Annotated in this window: 16 protein-coding genes; 7 read left to right on the forward strand and 9 right to left on the reverse strand. The window is 53.9% G+C overall.

Features of this window, described 5'->3' with window-relative positions:
* The first annotated feature begins 197 nt into the window (after positions 1-197).
* The 4 genes from AC07N2_RS13760 (at position 198) to AC07N2_RS13775 (ending at position 3,525) form a co-directional block, all read left to right on the forward strand.
* On the forward strand, positions 198-881 hold the full coding sequence (locus AC07N2_RS13760; protein ID WP_494779257.1) for a LuxR C-terminal-related transcriptional regulator: 684 nt from the start codon (positions 198-200) through the stop codon (positions 879-881).
* Between the two features lie 23 nt (positions 882-904).
* Entirely contained in the window at positions 905-2,743 is a 1,839-nt protein-coding gene (locus tag AC07N2_RS13765) for a sensor histidine kinase (RefSeq protein WP_494778746.1), read from the forward strand.
* A gap of 332 nt (positions 2,744-3,075) precedes the next feature.
* The gene (locus AC07N2_RS13770; protein ID WP_494778747.1) at positions 3,076-3,300 is read left to right on the forward strand and encodes a YMGG-like glycine zipper-containing protein; all 225 of its coding nucleotides are present in this window, start codon (positions 3,076-3,078) and stop codon (positions 3,298-3,300) included.
* Between the two features lie 30 nt (positions 3,301-3,330).
* The gene (locus tag AC07N2_RS13775) at positions 3,331-3,525 is read left to right on the forward strand and encodes a hypothetical protein (protein ID WP_494778748.1); all 195 of its coding nucleotides are present in this window, start codon (positions 3,331-3,333) and stop codon (positions 3,523-3,525) included.
* Between the two features lie 202 nt (positions 3,526-3,727).
* Here the strand turns inward: AC07N2_RS13775 and AC07N2_RS13780 are convergent, their stop codons facing one another.
* From AC07N2_RS13780 to AC07N2_RS13810, 7 genes are all read right to left on the reverse strand, one after another.
* On the reverse strand, positions 3,728-3,937 hold the full coding sequence (locus AC07N2_RS13780; RefSeq protein ID WP_494778749.1) for a hypothetical protein: 210 nt from the start codon (positions 3,935-3,937) through the stop codon (positions 3,728-3,730).
* Positions 3,938-3,984: 47 nt separating this feature from the next.
* On the reverse strand, positions 3,985-4,263 hold the full coding sequence (locus AC07N2_RS13785; RefSeq protein ID WP_494778750.1) for a hypothetical protein: 279 nt from the start codon (positions 4,261-4,263) through the stop codon (positions 3,985-3,987).
* 257 nt (positions 4,264-4,520) lie between these two features.
* Positions 4,521-5,219 (reverse strand): hypothetical protein, encoded by a 699-nt coding sequence (locus AC07N2_RS13790; RefSeq protein ID WP_494778751.1) that lies wholly within the window; start codon positions 5,217-5,219, stop codon positions 4,521-4,523.
* A complete protein-coding gene (locus tag AC07N2_RS13795; RefSeq protein ID WP_494778752.1) occupies positions 5,216-6,277 on the reverse strand; it encodes an LLM class flavin-dependent oxidoreductase in 1,062 nt (353 codons plus the stop codon). The genes AC07N2_RS13790 and AC07N2_RS13795 overlap by 4 nt, the downstream gene beginning before the upstream one ends.
* Positions 6,278-6,280: 3 nt before the next feature.
* Positions 6,281-6,760, reverse strand: coding sequence for a nuclear transport factor 2 family protein (locus tag AC07N2_RS13800; RefSeq protein ID WP_494778753.1), 480 nt, complete (start codon positions 6,758-6,760; stop codon positions 6,281-6,283).
* Between the two features lie 5 nt (positions 6,761-6,765).
* Positions 6,766-7,740 (reverse strand): nuclear transport factor 2 family protein, encoded by a 975-nt coding sequence (locus tag AC07N2_RS13805; protein ID WP_494778754.1) that lies wholly within the window; start codon positions 7,738-7,740, stop codon positions 6,766-6,768.
* Positions 7,730-8,845 (reverse strand): alkene reductase, encoded by a 1,116-nt coding sequence (locus tag AC07N2_RS13810; RefSeq protein WP_494778755.1) that lies wholly within the window; start codon positions 8,843-8,845, stop codon positions 7,730-7,732. The genes AC07N2_RS13805 and AC07N2_RS13810 overlap by 11 nt, the downstream gene beginning before the upstream one ends.
* 154 nt (positions 8,846-8,999) lie before the next feature.
* Between AC07N2_RS13810 and AC07N2_RS13815 the strand changes: the two genes are divergently transcribed.
* The 3 genes from AC07N2_RS13815 to AC07N2_RS13825 all read left to right on the forward strand — a co-directional run bounded on the left by AC07N2_RS13815 (position 9,000) and on the right by AC07N2_RS13825 (position 13,107).
* Positions 9,000-9,923: a LysR family transcriptional regulator gene (locus AC07N2_RS13815; protein ID WP_494778756.1), complete on the forward strand. Its 924-nt coding sequence runs from the start codon at positions 9,000-9,002 to the stop codon at positions 9,921-9,923.
* A 287-nt stretch (positions 9,924-10,210) separates the two neighbouring features.
* Positions 10,211-10,426 carry a YMGG-like glycine zipper-containing protein gene (locus tag AC07N2_RS13820; protein WP_494779258.1) on the forward strand — a complete coding sequence of 72 codons (216 nt, stop codon included), beginning with the start codon at positions 10,211-10,213 and terminating at the stop codon, positions 10,424-10,426.
* Positions 10,427-10,683: 257 nt separating this feature from the next.
* Positions 10,684-13,107, forward strand: coding sequence for a penicillin-binding protein 1A (locus AC07N2_RS13825; RefSeq protein WP_494778757.1), 2,424 nt, complete (start codon positions 10,684-10,686; stop codon positions 13,105-13,107).
* 76 nt (positions 13,108-13,183) lie between these two features.
* Here AC07N2_RS13825 and AC07N2_RS13830 read toward each other — a convergent pair whose 3' ends face one another.
* Together AC07N2_RS13830 and AC07N2_RS13835 are read right to left on the reverse strand one after the other, a co-directional pair.
* Positions 13,184-17,548, reverse strand: a complete 4,365-nt coding sequence (locus tag AC07N2_RS13830; RefSeq protein ID WP_494778758.1) for a GLUG motif-containing protein — start codon at positions 17,546-17,548, stop codon at positions 13,184-13,186.
* Positions 17,549-17,563: 15 nt separating this feature from the next.
* Positions 17,564-19,303, reverse strand: coding sequence for a ShlB/FhaC/HecB family hemolysin secretion/activation protein (locus AC07N2_RS13835; RefSeq protein WP_494778759.1), 1,740 nt, complete (start codon positions 19,301-19,303; stop codon positions 17,564-17,566).
* Between the last annotated feature and the right edge of the window lie 12 nt (positions 19,304-19,315).

Consider the following 19,315-nt stretch of genomic DNA (forward strand, 5'->3'; position numbering starts at 1 on the left):
CGACCTTTGGGTCGTCTTTATTTTTTCATAAAATGTCTGCTTTTGACCAATTGCGGACACATACAGTGAGTAGCTACCTGACTCTTTACTTGCTGTAGACACCTCTTCACCGCAAAATACCAGTTTTCAAGGATGTTCAATTGCACCTTGTTCGTGCACAGTACGGCCTGGATAATCCTGTCATGATGTTTTCTCCTATGCCTGCTAACACTCTTTCTCCCGAACCTATTCTGCCTGCGCCAGTTTTGCTGGTTGAGGACGAACCTCTGATTTGCCGTCGGCTGGAGGGATTGTTGCTGCAGTTGGGCTATACATCTGATGCCTTGGTGATTGTTGGCTCACTTGCCGAGGCGAGGGCGCGCCTTGCGGATCAGCCGATCGCGCTTGCTTTGGTTGATCTGGGCTTGCCCGATGGTAGCGGGATCGATTTGATCGCCGAGATGCATACTGCCGATCCAGGTTTGGCTATTCTCGTCATTTCGGCGTGGTGTACCGAGGATGCGATTCTTGCCGCATTGCGTGCGGGTGCCACTGGTTATGTGCTCAAGGAGCGTGACGATCTGGAAGTCTTGCTCTCGATACGCAGTGTTTTGCGCGGCGGCGCACCGATTGATCCATTTGTTGCTCGACGCATCATCGAAGAATTGCGACCTAAGACAGCGCAGTTGGAAGACAACACAAATAACGAGAGCTTGAGTCCTCGTGAAAATGAGATTCTCGGTTTAGTGGCGCAAGGCATGGGCAATCGCGAAATCGCCGAGCAACTGTTTATCTCACGCTCCACCGTCGAATGCCATGTTAAACACATTTACCGCAAACTCGCCGTCTCCTCACGGATGCGTGCAATTAATGAGGCCCGCGCGCGTGGTTTGATCGCTTGAAGTGGCTCGCGGTTCTATGCTGGATGGCACTGCTAGTGCCTGCTTGGGCACAATCAGTTGAGCCTGCGGCTTGCACTGTGCGTGTGTTGAGCGTTCATTCTGCACAAGGCGATGACGATGGTGTCAGACCCGATGCAAGCCAGTGGCAACGCGTCACACTTCCCGATAATTGGAGCGCACGATGGCCCGGTTATAGCGGCACAGCTTGGTACCGAGTTGACTGGCAGCGCGATTGCACGCACGCAAATACAATGGACGTTGCGCTGATGCTTGAGTCAGTAGTTATGGCGGGGGAGATCTACGTCAACGACAACTTGATCTGGCGCGATGCGCATCTAACTGAGCCGCTATCGCGCAGTTGGAATATGCCGCGCTACTGGCGTCTTCCCGAAGCGATATTAAAAGATGGCGTCAATACATTGTGGGTGCGCGTTGTCGGCGTTGCAGGACAAAGCCCTGGACTGGGCCCTGTGCATTTGGGCGAAGCGCAAGCCATGCTGCAGCAGTACGACGATTTGTGGTGGCGCAATAGAACTCTGTTCGTCGTGAACATCGTTGTTTCTGCCGTCATGGGCGGTTTGTTCTTCTGCATCTGGCTAAGTAACCGCAAACAGAGCGCCTATGGCTGGTATGCATTGATGGTCCTGTTCTGGGTGCTGTTCATTTCCAACGTATTGGCTACCAGCCCATGGCCATTCTCCAACAGTGTGATGGTCGCAAGAGCCAACATCATGGCGCTGGTGCTGTATGTCGCTTGTTTTTGCATTTTCACGTGGCGCTTTGGCGAACAATCGTTGCCGCGCATCGAAAAAGCATTGTGGCTGGTATCGGCAGCATTGTTGATCATGCTGGCATGTGCACCTGATGCGCTGCTGGCAGAAACGCTGGCAGTTGGTGCGCTGGTTTCCGCTGCCATCTTTTTCCTCAATTGCTTGCAGTTCCCGATACATGCGCTGCGTACTCGCCAAGTCGAGCAGCTCATTTTGGCAGGCGGCTTGTTGATCTTTTTTGCGGTCGCACTTTACGATCTATTGCTGATGCAGAAGATGGTGAGCGGCACACGTACTTACACTTCATTGAGCAGCGTGGTGGCCATGCTGTGCATGTCCGGCGTACTAGGCCTTAGGCATGCACGCAATATGCGGCGTATTGAGGACTTCAATCGGGAATTGGCACAAGGCATAGAACAAGCGCGTACGGAGCTCGGCGACACGATGGCACGTGAGCACGCGTTGGTACTGGCGAATATGCGTTTGCAGGATCGCTTGCAGATATCCCACGATCTGCATGACGGCTTGGGCGGTTCTCTGGTGCGCATGATGGCCATGGTGGAGCAGGCTGACGCGCCACTACAGAACCAGCAATTTCTCTCACTGCTCAAACTCATCCGTGACGATTTGCGTCAGACCATCGATAGTGGCTCCAGCGCAGGTGTCAAAGTACCAGCGACGCCGAAGGAATGGATTGCGCCATTGCGTCACCGCTTCATGCAACTGTTCGACGAACTCGATATTGAAGCCACGTGGCAATTTCCTCCTGAATGGCATATCCCTCCCAACGCCATGCAATGTCTGGCGCTGACGCGTCTTGTGGAAGAGTCGCTGGTCAACATCATCAAGCACAGTCGCGCACGGCATGTACAGATCAGCTTGCAGCAACCATCGGCCAATCGTCTGATATTAAGCATCGAAGATAACGGTGTTGGCTTCGACGTGGCAGCGGTGCGGCAGGCTGGCATCAGTGTCGGCATGCGTAGCATGCATGCGCGCATTGCCGCAGTGAACGGCATGTTGTTTGTGAGTTCTGTACTGGGACAAACAGTATTAAAAGCCACTCTTCAGTTGCAAGCAACGCAGCAATAAATCGAAGCGGCTGGCAGCACATTCTGCCAGCCCGCCTTCCTACATATTTTTCCTCGCCAAGTGCTGAATACCAGTTTTCAGTGATATGCAAAATTGGTTGCGTCCTATCTAAAGATGTGGATACACATTTAAGTGCACTTGCACTTTCTTCCCGTTACTAGAGTGGTTAGAAGAAAGAAAAATCTACGTGCGGCGCATTAATACATTCTGAATGTAAATGTTTCTGCTGCTTACGTGCGTCATCGCACGGACGGAATCGAATTTGAGGACTATCTTTAACAACGGTTGCAGGTATTTCCCTGTAATCGCTCGTGTAAAAAGAGGGCCTTTCAATGAAAACGATACAAAAATGTGTGTTCGCTGTCATGGCTGCTGCAGTGTTGTTGAGTACAGTTGGTTGTGAAAACATGTCCAGACGCGACAAGAATATGGCCGTTGGTGCCGGTGTAGGTGCCGTCGGTGGTGCAGTTCTTACAGGCGGTAGCGCACTTGGCACCGTTGGTGGCGCTGCTGTTGGTGGCGTTATCGGTAACGAAGTTGGCAAGGGTAATCGGTAAGAATTCGATAATCGGTTTTAAGGAGATGGAATGATTAAATATAAAAGTAGTGCAGTTGCCGTACTGGCGATCGGGATGTTGGCTTTGACTTTGTCAGCATGCCAAAAAGAAGGTCCGGCCGAGAAAGCCGGGAAAGAAGTTGATCAGACGATGAATAAAGCCGGTCAGCAAATTGAAAAAGCGGGCGACAAAATTCAAGACGCCGCAAAAGATGCTCAAAAATAGAGCGTCAAAGCGATATTTGCGAGTGTAATTGGCTGCTGCCTAGATCGATGATCAGTATGGTGAAATACATACTCGTCATCAGTCTCTGCTTATTAGGTAGCATCGAATTGCACCGAAGCAAGTCCATTTATTGAGTAAATCCCTGGGCTGAGGATGAGTGCAACTCAATAAATTGGACAGTTGCTGATGCGAGGATTGCAGCTTAATGCTGCGATGCAGATTTTGACGTACGGGTGTCGGATTGGTCATTGCCAATGCCGAGAGCCATCAGTGCCTGGATTTCAGGGCTTTTTGAGTGATCTGCGGACTGCTTGCTATATGTCTTTGCAAAAGCTTCTTCAGCATCGCTACGTTTAATACCATTGTGTATCAAAGCACCGATCCAACGGTTACGCCAATAATTTGCACTCATGCCTTCCATTTTCCTTTCTAAAGATAGCTAGTTAAATATGCAGTCGCTTATGTTCTGCGATCAATAAAATCCCGCGCGATGGCTATGCCGCCTTGCAAGCATTGCTTAGCTGTCGAAAAACAGCGCTCAGTCGGCACCTGCAGTTCTCTGAATCCGATGGAAAGCTGCTCTGTCGCGACGATGCGGGGCGCATAAACGCAAGCACCATCATCAAAGCGCGAGCTTCCGGAAATTTCGACCAATATCTTCCAGCCTTTATAGGCCTCACGATGTGATTCCATGATCGTTTGATCTGTAGGTGTCGGTAGATAGTGTGTGGTGTTCATGACGCCAATTCGAAAGCGGTGATGGAGGAAGATTATATCTCGCTATATTTAATGAGATACAGCGAAATTACATTTCCTGATGGAATTGTTCGTAATACATCAGCGCAAATGTGTACTTTCCCCTCGGTTCCTAAGCAAAGTGTCCGTATCGTTCTGATAGAAGTGGCTAACGTGTCCTTCCAGGATAAGGACTCTAAGGCATACACGTTGCGGTACAAACTAACAATTCTTCCCGTGTTAGTTCGGAGTGAACAGCTCTATCTGCTCGATCGTCGGCATGGGTGTCTTACCATCATCTGCGAGATTAAGACGCACAACTCGTATGCCAACAGGATTACCACCGATGGCGGTGACAAATGCTTGGTAGGCCGACTTCCCTCGGGAGCCGTTGTCTGTGCATGCACCTGTCGCACGTTCTTTCCGAGCGCGGCGCGTAATTGATCGTTCGATTCAGTAATTCTGCCAAGCTCGGCGTGCACCCGCGCCAACACGCGATTGGTCGACCAGGATGTTTCGTAGTCGAGCCTTGTATTGCCAAGGATAGGCGTCTTGTCTAACGAGACAAACCGCGCGCCATCCGGCGTAAATTCGATCCGCGTTTCATAACTGATGATCGACCCATGCATACCGGGATCGCCCGGTGATTGATACGCCACGACCATGTTCAGTAAACCGTTGCCGCCGTCGGCGGTCAAATAGTTGGAATGAATAATATGGTGTGAGCTTATGGCGTCGGGAATGGAAGCAAACCATGCCGCCAAGCTCTCGTGGTCGCGCGCGAACAGGTGACGACCACCGTGACCGGAGAGTATTACCTGTGGGTTAAACATCGTCAGATGCGCATCAAGATCCCCACCGGGTGCCTCCAGGAAGGCGAACCATCGGTGAGCAAGGTGAAGCGCGATATGGTGTCGATCGGCTATCGCTGGCACAGCAGCAATGTGTGTGTCTGTCATGCGGGTACTCCTGTTCTTGCTGCTTCTGCGTCCAAAGATGTCGCAGTCACGCTGTCCATCGCTGCACTGATAGCCTCGATGGCGTTCAATCGCGCGGCTTCACCCGGCATCATGAGGTTGATCATGACCTCGTCGGTTTCGTAGCTATCTGCGAGGTCCCGTAGTTGGGCAACGACTTGGGTTCCGGTACCTGAGATAAGCCGGCCCTCGTTGCGCGCACGAACGGCTAGTTCCTGAGGCGTCCAGCGGTGGGTTCGCGTGGTCTCAAGCGAAGGTACTCGCTTGAACGGGCTCGCACTCTCGGCATAGGCAAGCCAGAGGTGGAAGGCATCGGCGAATTCCTTGGCCTCTGCTTTGGTGTCGCCAACCGCCACGAAGACCGCAACGATCGCAGATGGTTGCGCAGAAAAGTCTGTTGATTGGAACGCAGCGCGGTACGCCTTGGCTGCCCGTGGGCCGTCGCCACGAGGATTGATGAAGTGTGCAAAGGTGAAGCCAAGACCAGCCTGCGCTGCAATCTCCGCTGTCGAGCCTGAGGCACCGAGCACGTAGGGCTGTGGCGTGTCTCGTGTCTCTGGATGAGCGCGCATTCCGGCATATTCCGAGCCCGAGGTATGGTGTCCGGTCAGGAAGCCGAGTAGGTCAGCGACCTTCCGAGGATAGGGGATCGACCCTGCCTTCTCATCGTTGAGCGCCGCATTGGTACGGGCATCACCGCCGGGAGCTCGGCCAAAGCCTAGATCAATCCGACCGGGAAAGAGCGCACCCAGCAGTTGGTAGTTTTCTGCAATCTTCAAGCTGCTGTAGTTTGGCAGCAGTACGCCGCCAGAGCCGACACGGATGGTGTTCGTTGCCGAGGCTATGCGCGCCATGAGGATTTCCGGCGAATTGCTTGCCGTGGCTGGCATGCCGTGATGCTCCGATACCCAGAAACGGGTGAACCCCTTGGCTTCCACTTGCTGTGCCAGGCGCACGGTTGATTCCAGGGCATCACTTGCCAGAAGGCCTTCATCAACAGGAGAGTAATCCAGGATGCTTAGTCGTAATGCAGTTGTCATGACTTAGTCCTCTTTCAGTTGGGGAGCAGGATGTTCGCTGGCACCGCTGCGTTGTGGCCAAACGACTTCCAGACGAGTGTGGGTTATGCGCCATTGGCCATCGATACGCCGGTATTTGTCGGCATACAGGCCGAGCAGCAACAAGGGATTGGGATCCGGCTTCGACGCGGTTTCAAAATCAATCAGGTAGCAGCGGCCTTCAGCAGTATCTGGCCCGGTGAGTTTTACCCAATGGTTGGTGATCGCGTGCAGGAAGGGATAGCTACCCTGATGGTCGCGATCGAATTGTTTGAAGGCATCGTTCAGACCCGCTCGTATGGCGTCGATCCCCTCCATTTTTCCAACGGTCACTTCAACTGCGGCATCGTCCGAAAAGACTTGATCGAGTGCTGCGACATTATTGCTATCGAGATGGTGTGCGTAGAGAGTGCGGAGATTACGAATTTCTTCGCGATCGAACAGCGCTTTGATTTCTTCGTTCATGGTATTTATCCTTGGTGTTGAGTTTGGGTGACGCCGATTTCGAATGCCGGTATATCTGCGGCAGTGAACCAGCCAGGCCGGTAATCGCTCCAGCATATGCGCCACTGGCCGTCATCTTCCTGGCGCACGCGGATCTGGTAATGGGCGCCATACACTGCGTGTCCTGCGGTATCGACGGAGCGTTCCGGGATAATGCGTGCCACGATCATGCGTGCATGTTGGCCATCGGCTTCGAACTCGATCCGCACCACGTCGGCAAAGTGCTGCATCCACGGCCAAAGCCGACGGAAATTTTTGAGTTGGCCGACGATTGCGTGCCGCCCCTGTAGTGCCCCGATGGGGGTAAAGCCACCGGCAGCATCTTCGGTATAACAATCACTTAACAAGGCAATGTCACCCTGGTCGATCGCCCAGGAATACTTGCTGTAAAGCTCGCGGACTGCATCTTCCTTGCTGCCTAACGGCAGCCCCGCACCGATCAATGCCCATGGCGAATCCAGTTCGCTGACGATTACCGGTGCCGAGTCGCCCAACTGCCAACCCGCATCGCTGGGCGGTATGCGCCAATGTGACACCAGTGCCAAATCACCTCTGCACCAGTTCACATTGATGCGGGCGTGCATCAGCAACCAGCGACTTTGGATCTCGTGAAACTGAAACTGGAGTACCACGCTGGCTCCGAACAGAAGATGCCTCTGCCCGTCATTGAATAGCCCGATGACATAGCTGCTGCAAGCGGCTTGCCCACGCTCGTCAATCAGAGTGGCGTGATTGCTGGTGCGCATCCATGCCAGGTTGGGCACATCGGCGGCCAGCAAGTGCTGCCAGTCAGTGACGCCTCGAACTTCGCCATGCTGGTTACTGGTCAGTATGGTTTCGCCGGTCAGAATCGGTGTCAGTCCTTGCCACTTTCCTTGTGACCAGGCTTCGACAAAATTCTCCCGCAAGGTGGCCAGTATGGCGCGCGCGTTAGCGTTCATTACGGACCTCTTGATTGGAATAGCGTGGGTAGTCGATGTAACCGCGGGCGCCGTGCAGGCCATACAGGGTGTCACGCTGGGCCTGTGCTAATGGCCAGCCATTGGCCATGCGCTCCACCAGATCAGGATTGGCGACGAATGGCTGGCCGAAACCGATCAGATCCGCCTTGCCGGCCTTTAATGTTGCTTCTGCGCTGTCTTGGTCGAAACCACCAGCAACAATCAGCGTGCCGGGATAGGCTTTGCGGAAATTGACAAAGAAATCGGTCTCGACATTGGCGCCCAGGATGTATTGATCACTCAAGTGGAGGTAAGAGAGGTCGTACTGACTCAGTTTAGCCGCGAGCGTAAGCCAGGTTTTAGCCTCGTTATCGTAGGCATGCATGTCGTACAAGCGACCGAACGGCGAAATGCGTACGCCGACGTGCCGTGCTCCAATTGCAGCACTGAGGCTATCAATGGTTTCAAGCAGCAGGCGCAGGCGATTTTCAATACTGCCACCGTAGCGGTCGTTACGAGTGTTCAATTCGCCATTGATGAACTGCTCAAACAAATAACCATTAGCCCCGTGTATCTCTACGCCATCAAAGCCGGCCTGCATGGCGCGCTGGCCAGCGGCGACAAAATCGCTCACGATCGCTGTCACTTCGTCGGTACCCAGCGCCCGTGGTTCGCTCGTTGCGACATGACCCGGCACACCGGGAGTGGTCCAGGCGTAGGTCTGCACAGCATGAGCGCGGCGTGCCACCGGCGATACCGGAGCACCACCTGCTTTTTGCAGCGAAACATGGGAGTTGCGGCCTACGTGCCACAGTTGGGCGAAAATCCGTCCACCTGCGGCGTGGACCGCATCGGTGACACGTCGCCATGCTTCGCCTTGATCCTCGGTGTACAGCCCCGGCGTAAAAAGATACCCGGTGCCTTCCTGCGAAACGGCGATGCCCTCACTGACGATCAAGCCAGCCGAGGCACGCTGGCTGTAGTAGCGCTCCGTCAGCACATCGGGTACGCCGTTGGCGGCGCGCGAGCGGGTCATTGGTGCCATCACGATGCGGTTTGACAAGTTCATGCCTGCCAAGTCGTACGGACTGAAAAGCTTATTCATGGTTTTCCTTATTCAAAGGAGATGAGAGAGGGCCTTATTGGTAGCTTCCAAACAGGCCATGACAGCTCCGAATCAATGAAGTATTGATTCTATTCCCGTTCAAATAAAATATAATCATGGTTAAATTCCAAAGATTTGAGAGTGGAGGGCATAAATGAAGGGACCCAGTGATCGTTTCGCCGGAATCGACGCGTTCGTGGCCGCAGCCAATGCGGGCAGCTTTACCACTGCAGCTCAGGCGCTCGGCTTGACGCCTTCTGGCGTAGCCAAGAGCGTGACCAGGCTCGAAGCTCGTGTCAGCTTGAAGTTGCTGCACCGGACTACACGCAAAATCACTCTCACGCCGGAGGGAGAGGCTTACCTAGCGGCCTGCACACGCGCCATCGACGAACTTGATGCAGCCGAAACCCATCTGGTACCAAAAGACTGGGTGCCACAAGGTCGTATCAACGTCGGGCTTCCAGGTGCGTTTGGTCGTCGTCACGTCTTGTCAGGGCTGCTTGAAATGGCTGCGCGCTTCGATAAGCTCGACCTAACGGTTTCATTCACCGAGCGCACGGTTGACCTGGTTCAGGAAGGCTATGATCTTTCAGTCCGGATCGGCGAACTGGGGGATGATGCGAATTTGGTGGCAAAACGACTCGGCACCCAGCGCCTAGTCATTTGTGCCTCCCCAGCCTATCTGGAAAAGCATGGTCCCATCCATACTCCAGAAGAGCTACGCCACCGTGATTGCATCATTGGCTCGCGTCGGCAACAGAAGCAGACCTGGCTGCTGCGCACCCGGGAAGGCCGTTTAATCCAGCAGGAAATTCACGCCCGCCATGAGTTTAGCGATGGCGAGGCCATGCTTGCCGCCGGTCGAGCTGGTTGCGGCATCATGCAGATGCCGACCTGGTTAGTCAGCGACGACCTGAACCGGGGTGCGCTGGTGCCGCTTTTAGAAGATTTTGCTGGTGGCGAGATGCCGATCCACGTGGTCTGGCCAAAATCTCACTACCTGCAGCCCAAGGTCCGAGCCGTCATCGACATGCTTCAGGCATTGGCGGCCAAACAAGATTCAGGCTTTGTGCCATAGGCAAATTCACGTGCCTGCCAATCCGACCAATACCAATTTATGATGGATTGAAGGCCATCTTTGCCAAACCAGTGGCTACTTTCATGCGAATACTCACATGGCAACGGAAAACAAGATTTCCGGTGGCGGAAGAAAGTCAGGCTCAGGCCGTCGCAGTCATTAGCTGACTTGTTTTCTGCAGGCAACGATTTGTATTTGACACAAATTGTCGGGAATTTTTCTACCCTCTTTACGGTCAGTGGCAGGTATCCCGCTATTAACCAAGAGAGGTAGTTGTAATGAAAATGATGCAAAGAGTTGCGTGCACAGCGATGATCACAGCGGTACTGTTAAGTGTCGCCGGTTGTGGAGGTATGAGCAGACGCGATAAGAATATGGCTGTTGGCGCTGGTATAGGCGCGGTCGGCGGCGCGATTCTGACAGGCGGCAGCACACTGGGTACTGTTGGTGGTGCTGCGGTTGGCGGCATTATCGGCAATGAAGTGGGCAGAGGTAGGCGGTAAGGCTCAAAACGGTGAGCGACATATATAAACTGCATGTCGATCGCCGTTTTCATTCTGCAGGGCAAGAACGCATGTTTCTGAAAAGAACCATGATATTTGCCAATTTCAGAGAGTTTTCGCTAGGTTGTGGCAATAAAATCCGATAAAAACGAGCATGCATAAAAGAAATGCATTTATAGCAAGATAACAATTGGTTTCAACTCAAAAGCGCAATGCCTGCTAAAGTTGCGACGCACAAGACTTCATAGGGGATCGCGTTGCGGTTTTTCTCGTACATTTCGTCACACATAGTTGCCTGGTCCGAACGACCTACCAATATCAAGCTCCGGCAAGCGGCCATCGCTGCCTTCATCGCTTCCATCTTCGTAGCCATCCTGGGTGTCGCTTACACGCTGCTGTTTATCGTGCCGAATCTGCCATCCATTGATGCGCTGACTGATTACAAGCCCAAGATTCCTTTGCGCGTCTATACCGCGGATAACGTATTGATCGGTGAGTACGGCGAAGAGCGCCGTGACTTCGTCTCGGTGGCGGATATTCCTGCCAGCATGAAGAACGCGATCATCGCGATTGAAGACAATAACTTCTATGAGCATGGCGGCGTCGATATTCTCGGCGTGGTTCGTGCTGGTTTGGCCAATATGATCCGCAGCCGCTCGCAAGGCGCATCGACTATCACGATGCAGGTTGCGCGTACCTTCCTGCTGACACGCCAAAAGACTTACAGCCGTAAATTGCAGGAAGTCATCCTGGCATATCGCATCGAGCAGAATCTGACCAAAGACCAGATTCTTGAGCTGTACATGAATCAGATTTATCTGGGACAGCGCGCCTACGGCTTCGGCAGTGCTTCACGTATTTACTTCGGCAAGCCGATCAAGGATTTGACGATTGCAGAATCGGCGATGCTGGCCGGCATACCGAAGGCACCTGCCAGCGCCAATCCCGTTGTGAACATCAAGCGCGCAACCGAGCGTCAGCAATACATCCTCAAGCGCATGCACGAACTTAAATTCATCACCGATGCGCAGTACAAACAGGCTGCGGCTGAGAAGCTCAATGTGCTGCCGGACGGCAATCGCTTCCGTACGCATGCAGAACATGCTGCAGAAACCGTGCGCCAGTTCATGTACGCACAATATAAAGACGAGATTTATACCAGCGGCTTTAGCGTCTACACCACGCTCACCAAGGCCGATCAAGATGCTGCTTACGATGCAGTTCGACGCGGTGTGCTCGACTACGATAAACGCCACGGTTATCGCGGTCCGGAAGCAATGATCGATTTGCCGAGCGATGCAGAAGATCGCCAGCAAGCGATTGACGACACGCTGGTCAAATATCCCGATAGTGACGATTTGCGCGCTGCGGTTGTGACGGACGCTTCCGCCAAGTCGGTGCGCGCAGAATTGCTCTCTGGTGAAAATATAGAAATCACCGGTGACGGTTTGCGTTTTGCTGCAGCTTATTTGTCCGACAAGGCAGCTGCACAAAAAAAACTGAAGCCGGGCGCAGTCATCCGCGTAGTGCAAGATACCAAGAAGAAATGGGCTATCTCGCAATTGCCTGAAGTCGCTGCGGCCTTCGTCGCCGTGAACGCGCAGGACGGTTCAATACGCGCATTGGTTGGTGGCTTCGACTTTGCGATGAATCAGTTTGATCACGTCACACAAGCATGGCGTCAACCTGGTTCGACGATCAAACCTTTCGTCTATTCTGCCGCGCTGGAAAAAGGTTTCTCGCCAGGCACCATGATCAACGATGCGCCTTTGGCTGAAGACAGTGATTCAGAGCAGGGCAGCAAGGCATGGAATCCTGGTAACGATAACGGCAAATACGACGGCCCTGTCACCATGCGTACCGGTTTGAAGCGGTCGAAGAATCTGGTCTCTATTCGCATCCTGCGCAAGATCACACCAGCGTATGCCAAAGAGCATTTGGCGCACTTTGGTTTTGATCCAGACAAGCAACCGTCGAATCTGACCTTAACGCTCGGTACTGGCTCGGTTACACCGATGGGAATGGCCGGTGCCTATTCGGTATTTGCCAATGGCGGCTTCAAGGTCACGCCTTATCTGATCCAGAAAGTCGTCGATGCACGTGGCAAGGTCTTGATGGAAGCAGAGCATCCGCAAGCAGGGGATGAAACCGCACGCGCAATCGATCCGCGCAATGCCTTCCTCACCGATTCGATGTTGCGCGATGTCGTACGCTCCGGCACCGGTTATATGGCGAGCCAGAAGTTGGGTCGCAGCGATTTGGCAGGTAAAACAGGTACTACCGATAACGCAATGGATGGTTGGTTTGCCGGTTACGGCCGTGACATCGTCGCAGTTGCATGGATGGGCTACGACAAGCCGCGCTCGCTAGGCACACGCGAATTCGGCGGCACGCTCGCTTTACCTATCTGGATCGACTACATGCGTACCGCCTTGCGCGGCAAGCCTGAGTTGGCACCTATTGTTCCACCGGGCGTGACGCAGGTTGATGGTGATTGGATGTATGACGAATACGTCAATGGCGATTCCGTCAAATCACTGGATATCGATGAGCAGAAGAGCTTCTGGGAGCGGATGTTCAATACCGCTCCGAACACAGAACCGCAACTGCAAACGCCACCAGCGAACATCACGCCGGAAGACAAAGATAAAAAACGTCTGGACGATTTATATCGCGGCTAACAGATAAGCTCGCCATCCTTGGTCGCAAGAAATTGCAAACCCTGGATGGCGATGCTGTAGTGAGTTATTGCATTATTTAATGTCCCAATCCCGCTGGTAAACGCATGCCGCCATCGACTATCGTCAAAACCTCTTTCTGTTCTGCAATCTGCACCGCTTCATCATTGTTGAGTGCACTATTGAGTGCAGCTTGATATGTCGGCAGATTGTTTGTGTTGCCAGAAGGTGTGGCAGGACTCACAGATGCATAGCTAATGTCATATCCTTGCTGCCCCGAATACAAGCCGGAAAATACCAGTGCATTACCGACTGCGTTGTAGTTCAGTTGCCCCGACAACGTCGCAGTCGGATCGGATAGGGTGTAAGGAAGGTTGCTACCCGTCGTAGCGCCGTTGTAAGTACCGTCCATTGTCACGGTGACGGATTTCAGGAAGCTGCGCAGAAGCGGCGTGCTGCTGCCTTCATAGATGCGCCAGACAGAACCGGTGCCGCCTTGTGCATCAATATCATTGCCCCATGATGCGAAGGTGGAAAGCTGCATCAGTTCGGTAAAGGTTTTTGCCGTGCCAAAAATATTCCCAATCAGCCCGGAGTTGATCGTATTGCCGTTTGCATCGGTGCTGGCGTAGAAGCTGTTGTTGATGGTGCCGATGTTGATACTGACCAGCCCGCCGAAGTAGTCGCCAGTGCCGTTCACGCTGCCGGTGGCATAGGCGTTGTTAATGCTACCGATGCTGATGCCGACCAGCCCGCCGACGAAGTCATGGCCGCTTACACTACCAGTGGCATAGGCGTTGCTGATGCTGCCGTTGTTGTTACCGACCAGCCCACCGACGTTGTTGCCAGTGCCAGTCACGCTGCCGGTGGCATAGGCATTGCTGATGTTGCCGTTGTTGTTTAGGCCGACCAGCCCACCGACTTGGTTGTTGCCGGTTACGCTGCCGGTGGCATAGGCGTTGCTGATGCTGCCGCTGTCGCTGATGCCGGCCAGCCCGCCGACGTAGTCATTGCCGGTTACGCTGCCGGTGGCATAGGCATTGCGGATGTTGCCATTGTTGTTGATGCCGGCCAGCCCGCCGACGTAGTCATTGCCGGTTACGCTGCCAGTGGCATAGGCGTTGCTGATGCTACCGTTGTTGTTGTTGGAGCCGACCAGTCCGCCGACGTTGTTGCCAGTGCCAGTCACACTACCGGTGGCATAGGCGTTGCTGATGTTGCTGATGTTGCCATCGTTGGAGCCGACCAGTCCGCCGACGTTGTTATTGCCAGTCACACTGCCAACGGCATAGGCGTTGCTGATGTTGCCGCTGTTGATACCGACCAGCCCGCCTACGTAGTCATTGCCGCTTACACTACCGGCAGCATAGGCGTTGCCGATGCTGCCCCAGTTGTAGCCGACTAGCCCGCCGACGTAGTCGCCAGTCACACTGCCAACGGCATAGGCGTTGCTGATGTTGCCGATGTTGATACCGACCAGCCCGCCTACGTAGTCATTGCCGCTTACACTAGCGATGGCATAGGCGTTGCTGATGCTGCCAACGTTGGCGCCGACCAGCCCACCGACGTTGCTGCTACCGGTTACGCTGCCGCTCAGCAAGCCGATATTACTGATCACGCTACCGATGCCGGTCAATCCAAACAAACCTACATAGTTTGTTGATGGTCGATCGATGAACAGGTTGCCGATGGTGTGGTTTTGTCCATCGAAGGCACCGCTGAACTGACTAACGCCGTTACCAATCGATGAGAAACCAGCCGTAGTCCACATGCCGCTAATATTGCTGCCATTGGTTTCTGTCGCATCGATATTGCCGGACAAGGTATAGCTTGCGCCCAGATTCAGTGCCATCAACTGCAACTGATGCGTGTTATTGACGGTGGTGGAATATTCGCTGTAGAGGAAGGGTCGAGTAGAACCTTCTATCATGACCCACTGCGGATTGCCGCTGCCATCCTTGGCTACCCATACACCCGAGCCGCTGGCTGTTTCGCTCCAGGTGCCCAGATTGGTGTAGTTGGCGTAACTGTAAGCGCTAGTGCTGTTGACTGCGGCGATGTTGATGCTGCTGCTACCAGTGTCCTGACCAATGGCATTGATCTGGCCTGTACTGTTTTGATCCCAGTATGAGTTGCTGGCATTGCCCTCGCCATCGATGTTGTCGTTTCTGCCGATCAAACCACCAACTCTCATGTTGCCATTCACGCGTCCAGTCGCATAACTGTAGTCGAGGTTACCGATGTTATGTCCGACCAGACCGCCGACCCGGTCAGAGCCGTTCACACTGCCGGTGGCATAGGTATAGCTGATATCCCCTCTGTTTTGGCCGACCAGTCCGCCAGCGGAATAATCAGTGCTGGTCACGGTACCCGTGGCATAGCTTTGTCTGATGCTTCCATCATTACCGCCCACCAAGCCACCGATGACTTGATAACCAGTTACGTTGCCGCTGGCATAAGCGTTATTGATGCTGCCCAGATTCCAGCCCACCAGCCCACCGACGCTTGGGCCAGTGCTGGTCACGTTGCCGGTAGCATAGGCGTTACTAATGTTGCCCACGTTGTAGCCGACCAGTCCACTGACTTGGATGTTGCCTGTCACGTTACCAGTAGCATAGACGTTACCAATATCGCCTTCGTTCCTGCCGACGAGACCGCCGACGTTGGTGTCGCCGCTCACGTTACTGGTGGCATATGCATTGTTGATGCTGCCGTGGTTCCTGCCGACCAGCGCGCCAACTTGGATGTTACCGATCATGCTGCCACCCAGCAAACCAATATCGCGAATCATACTGTTGCTATCGGCAAAGCGGAATAGACCAATATTATTGGCAGTACTGTTGATAGTGAGATTGCTGATGGTGTGCCCCAATCCTGCAAAACTTCCATTGAAGTTATTGTTGAGACTGCCGATCAAGGCATCGGTATAAGTCGTGCCGGCAGCATCAAGATTCTGCGCCAGCGCATATTTTCCGTTCAATCCTGAGTTGACGCCGATGAGATCCGCCATGCTGTGAATCAGCGTGTAGTTGTCGCCATTGATTGCCAAGGTTGTATTAGCACCGCTCAGCGTAATCGGTGCCTTGACGTAGTAATCGGTATTGGCTGTTGCTGTTCCTGCCGTCGCGTAATTGCCGTAATTGAGCACCAAGCCTGCTGAAGTACCGGTAGCAGTGATGCTCTGATTGATATTGATATTGCGTTCAGCCGTCAGCGTTAATGTGTTGTCGCTGCTCCAGCTAATGGCGTCGTTGACGTGGATGTCACCGTTACCACTAGTTGCACCGTAGATACTTTGAATTTCAAAGTTGTTGTTCTGCACCGCATTGGATACGGCTGCACCCGTCATGTCGCCACCGCTGGCGGCAATCGTGAAGTCATTCGGATCGATCAGCCAGGTTCCGGTCTGGCCGTTGGCGGCTTTGGTCGTGACTTTAGAGTCATCGGCAATCTTGACCTTGGCAGCACTGGTTTCAATAAAGCCGCCATTACCATTCTGTGCGCTGGCATCCAAGGTGCCGCTGACTTTAGTCAGACCATTCTGCATATCGCCCATCAGCATGATGGTGCCGTTGCGGTTGTCCACTGTTCTGGCTTCGATCACGCCTTCATTGTTCACCACCGCTTGAATCAGACTGTCTGCCGCTTTAGCTGTCAGCAAGACGTGACCGCCATCGGCTTGTATGAGTTGCTTGTTCTCGGCCAAGGCATTTAAGGTGCCTTGATTGACGGTGACGCTTAACAAGCCATCGCCGACAAAGTCCAGCGTCATGTCGCTACCGGCCGCCAGCGTGACATTACCGAGCTTGGCAGCGAGCGTGCCTTGATTGCTGACTTGTGCACCGAGCAGGGCGATGTAACCGCCATCGGTGGCGGTGATGCTGCCCTGATTGGTGATCTTGCCGGCATTGTTTGCGTTACTGGTGAAACGATAGTTGCCTGCATTGAAATCGGTATCACTCAGATTGAGTGTGGTCGCGACTAAGCCGCCGACATTGACGCTGGCGCCGGCACCGAAGAGCACGCCGTTCGGATTCAACAGAAAGACCTGACCATTGGCATTGAGCTTGCCGTAGATCTCGGTCGCACCGCTGCCGAGGATGCGGTTCAGTGCAATCGAATTACTGCCGGGCTGGATGAAGTTGACGGTCTCGTTGCTGGCGATATTGAAGCTGCCCCAGTTGAGCGAGAGCTTGTCGCTGTTCTGCGTAATGGTAGTGACTGCACCGTTAGTCGCGATGTGGCCGCTGCCGTTGGTGACAACGCCATCGCTCGGTGCGGCGAGGGCGCTTGCAGCAAAGCTTGCCAGTAAAGTTGTGCCGAGCAGGACTGCTAGTGATCGGGTTTTGCGCCTATTACTTTTGCTCTTGCCGCGTGCATTCTCGGGCGCAACGACGTAGGCGCGTTGTAGTTCGTTCCAGACCAGACGGTAGCAGTGGTTCATGATGGTGTTCCTTTATTAGAAGCTCTTGGTGAATTGCAGCCAGACTCTGGGTAATTTGTCTTTGTCGGAAGTTGGTTCGTCATCGGTGCGCCATGCGACGGTCGTTTGCAGGCTGTAGCCATCCTGATTGGCCCATTTGATACCTGCACCGACGCCGGATAAAGTGCGGCGGTTGTTGCCATCGGCAGCTATCGGCTTGTGATTGACGCGACCTTGCGCCGCGTCGTAGAACAGCATGGCTTGCCATTGCGCTGCAAAGGTGTAACGCAGTTCCAGATTGAGGAGCCATGCATCGTCGGCTGGTGCTTCGCCTTGCGGATAGGCGCGTACGCCGTAGGAGCCGCCGAGCGACATCTTCTCTGCCGAGTCCAGATTGTCACCGGCCAGTTGCGCCGTTAATTGTCCGTACAGGCTGAGTTGTTCTGTCAGTTTTTGCAAGCGCAGGGCTTGCAGATTGGTTTTCATGAAACGACCTTGCGTGCGATGTCCGACTGCATCGAATGCCGCGCTTGTGCTGTCGAGCTGCAGATCACCAACGGTCATGCTGAGGCTGGCTTGATTGATGCCGCCGCCGTTGTATTGATCGTTGCTGTCGCCGGAGAGGCCGAAGGTGAGGTTGTTGAGTTTCTTGTTGCTCTCCGTTCCGATCAAGTCGATACGGTCGTTGAGTACTTTGTGATCAAGATTGATCTGACCATTGAGGTTGATGGCGCGGCTGCGTATGAATGGATGTGTGAGGAAGAGGCTGGCGATATTCGCCGTGCCGTGTGCATCCAGACGTTTAAAGTCTTCGCCCAGTTTGTACTGCATTGCTGCGTAGGCCACGCCCAGTCGGGTGCCGCGATCATTGAGCGGGAGTTGGTAGCTTACGCGTGCGTAATTGAATTTTTCTCCTGCGGTGGTGGCGCGTACTTGCAATGCGTCGCCCAATCCGAAGGGATTGTTGAGGCTCAGATTGCCGTTCAGACGATATTCGCCGGAGTAGCGATTGCCGAAGTTATCGACGCTGAGATCGGCATCGAACGGTTTTCCATCCTTGATCAGAATATCGAGATCGGTGGTGCCGACCGATGCGCCGGGACGCAGGCTGGAGCGTACGTCTATGCCGGGCGTATCGCTGAGCAGCAGTAAGTTTTTTTCCACTTCATCGCTTTTGAGGGCGCGGCCGCTGCTGATGCCCGTTAGCTTGTTGTTGATGCCGGCATCGTCAATGCGTGACTGATTATTGAGTTTGATCTTGTCGAGGCGGCCTTCCAGAATATGGATTTCTACCTTGCCGTCCTTGATGGCCTGTGCCGGTAGATAGGCGCGTGCCAGCATATAACCTTGCTGCCGGTAGTACTGCGTGATGCGTTGCGCGGCCTGTTCCAGCTCGGCCAGACTATGTTCGCCACCGATCAGATCAGCGACCAGAGGCTGTAGTTGTTGTTCGCTCAAGGCTAGCGCGCCCGTGATCTGGATGGCGCTGATCTTGATGCGAATATCTGTCGGCAAGGAGAGCGGTGCGCGTACGGCTTCTTCAACTGGCAGGGCTTCGATGCTGGTGTTAGGCAGCGTGACGGGCGGCTTGATCTCTTCGAGCAGGCGTCCGGCATTGGGTATGCCTTGTGCCAGTGCAGGGATGGCGAAAAGGCCGCCAAGCAAGGCGGCTGTGAGTGGCTGCAGGCTGCGAATGATGGGTTGATGCTTCACTGGTTCTTCCTGAGTTTGCATAGTTGATGCAAATATCTTAGGAATATTGTTCGGATTGCGCATACGACTAAAGTC

This window comes from Herminiimonas sp. GW821-FHT09C12, assembly GCF_059416385.1.

Coding starts and splice junctions, on each gene's coding strand:
- AC07N2_RS13760 (WP_494779257.1), top strand. CDS start 198: ATGCCTGCTAACACTCTTTCTCCCGAACCTATTCTGCCTGCGCCAGTT.
- AC07N2_RS13765 (WP_494778746.1), top strand. CDS start 905: ATGGCACTGCTAGTGCCTGCTTGGGCACAATCAGTTGAGCCTGCGGCT.
- AC07N2_RS13770 (WP_494778747.1), top strand. CDS start 3,076: ATGAAAACGATACAAAAATGTGTGTTCGCTGTCATGGCTGCTGCAGTG.
- AC07N2_RS13775 (WP_494778748.1), top strand. CDS start 3,331: ATGATTAAATATAAAAGTAGTGCAGTTGCCGTACTGGCGATCGGGATG.
- AC07N2_RS13780 (WP_494778749.1), bottom strand. CDS start 3,937: ATGAGTGCAAATTATTGGCGTAACCGTTGGATCGGTGCTTTGATACAC.
- AC07N2_RS13785 (WP_494778750.1), bottom strand. CDS start 4,263: ATGAACACCACACACTATCTACCGACACCTACAGATCAAACGATCATG.
- AC07N2_RS13790 (WP_494778751.1), bottom strand. CDS start 5,219: ATGACAGACACACACATTGCTGCTGTGCCAGCGATAGCCGATCGACAC.
- AC07N2_RS13795 (WP_494778752.1), bottom strand. CDS start 6,277: ATGACAACTGCATTACGACTAAGCATCCTGGATTACTCTCCTGTTGAT.
- AC07N2_RS13800 (WP_494778753.1), bottom strand. CDS start 6,760: ATGAACGAAGAAATCAAAGCGCTGTTCGATCGCGAAGAAATTCGTAAT.
- AC07N2_RS13805 (WP_494778754.1), bottom strand. CDS start 7,740: ATGAACGCTAACGCGCGCGCCATACTGGCCACCTTGCGGGAGAATTTT.
- AC07N2_RS13810 (WP_494778755.1), bottom strand. CDS start 8,845: ATGAATAAGCTTTTCAGTCCGTACGACTTGGCAGGCATGAACTTGTCA.
- AC07N2_RS13815 (WP_494778756.1), top strand. CDS start 9,000: ATGAAGGGACCCAGTGATCGTTTCGCCGGAATCGACGCGTTCGTGGCC.
- AC07N2_RS13820 (WP_494779258.1), top strand. CDS start 10,211: ATGCAAAGAGTTGCGTGCACAGCGATGATCACAGCGGTACTGTTAAGT.
- AC07N2_RS13830 (WP_494778758.1), bottom strand. CDS start 17,548: ATGAACCACTGCTACCGTCTGGTCTGGAACGAACTACAACGCGCCTAC.
- AC07N2_RS13835 (WP_494778759.1), bottom strand. CDS start 19,303: ATGCGCAATCCGAACAATATTCCTAAGATATTTGCATCAACTATGCAA.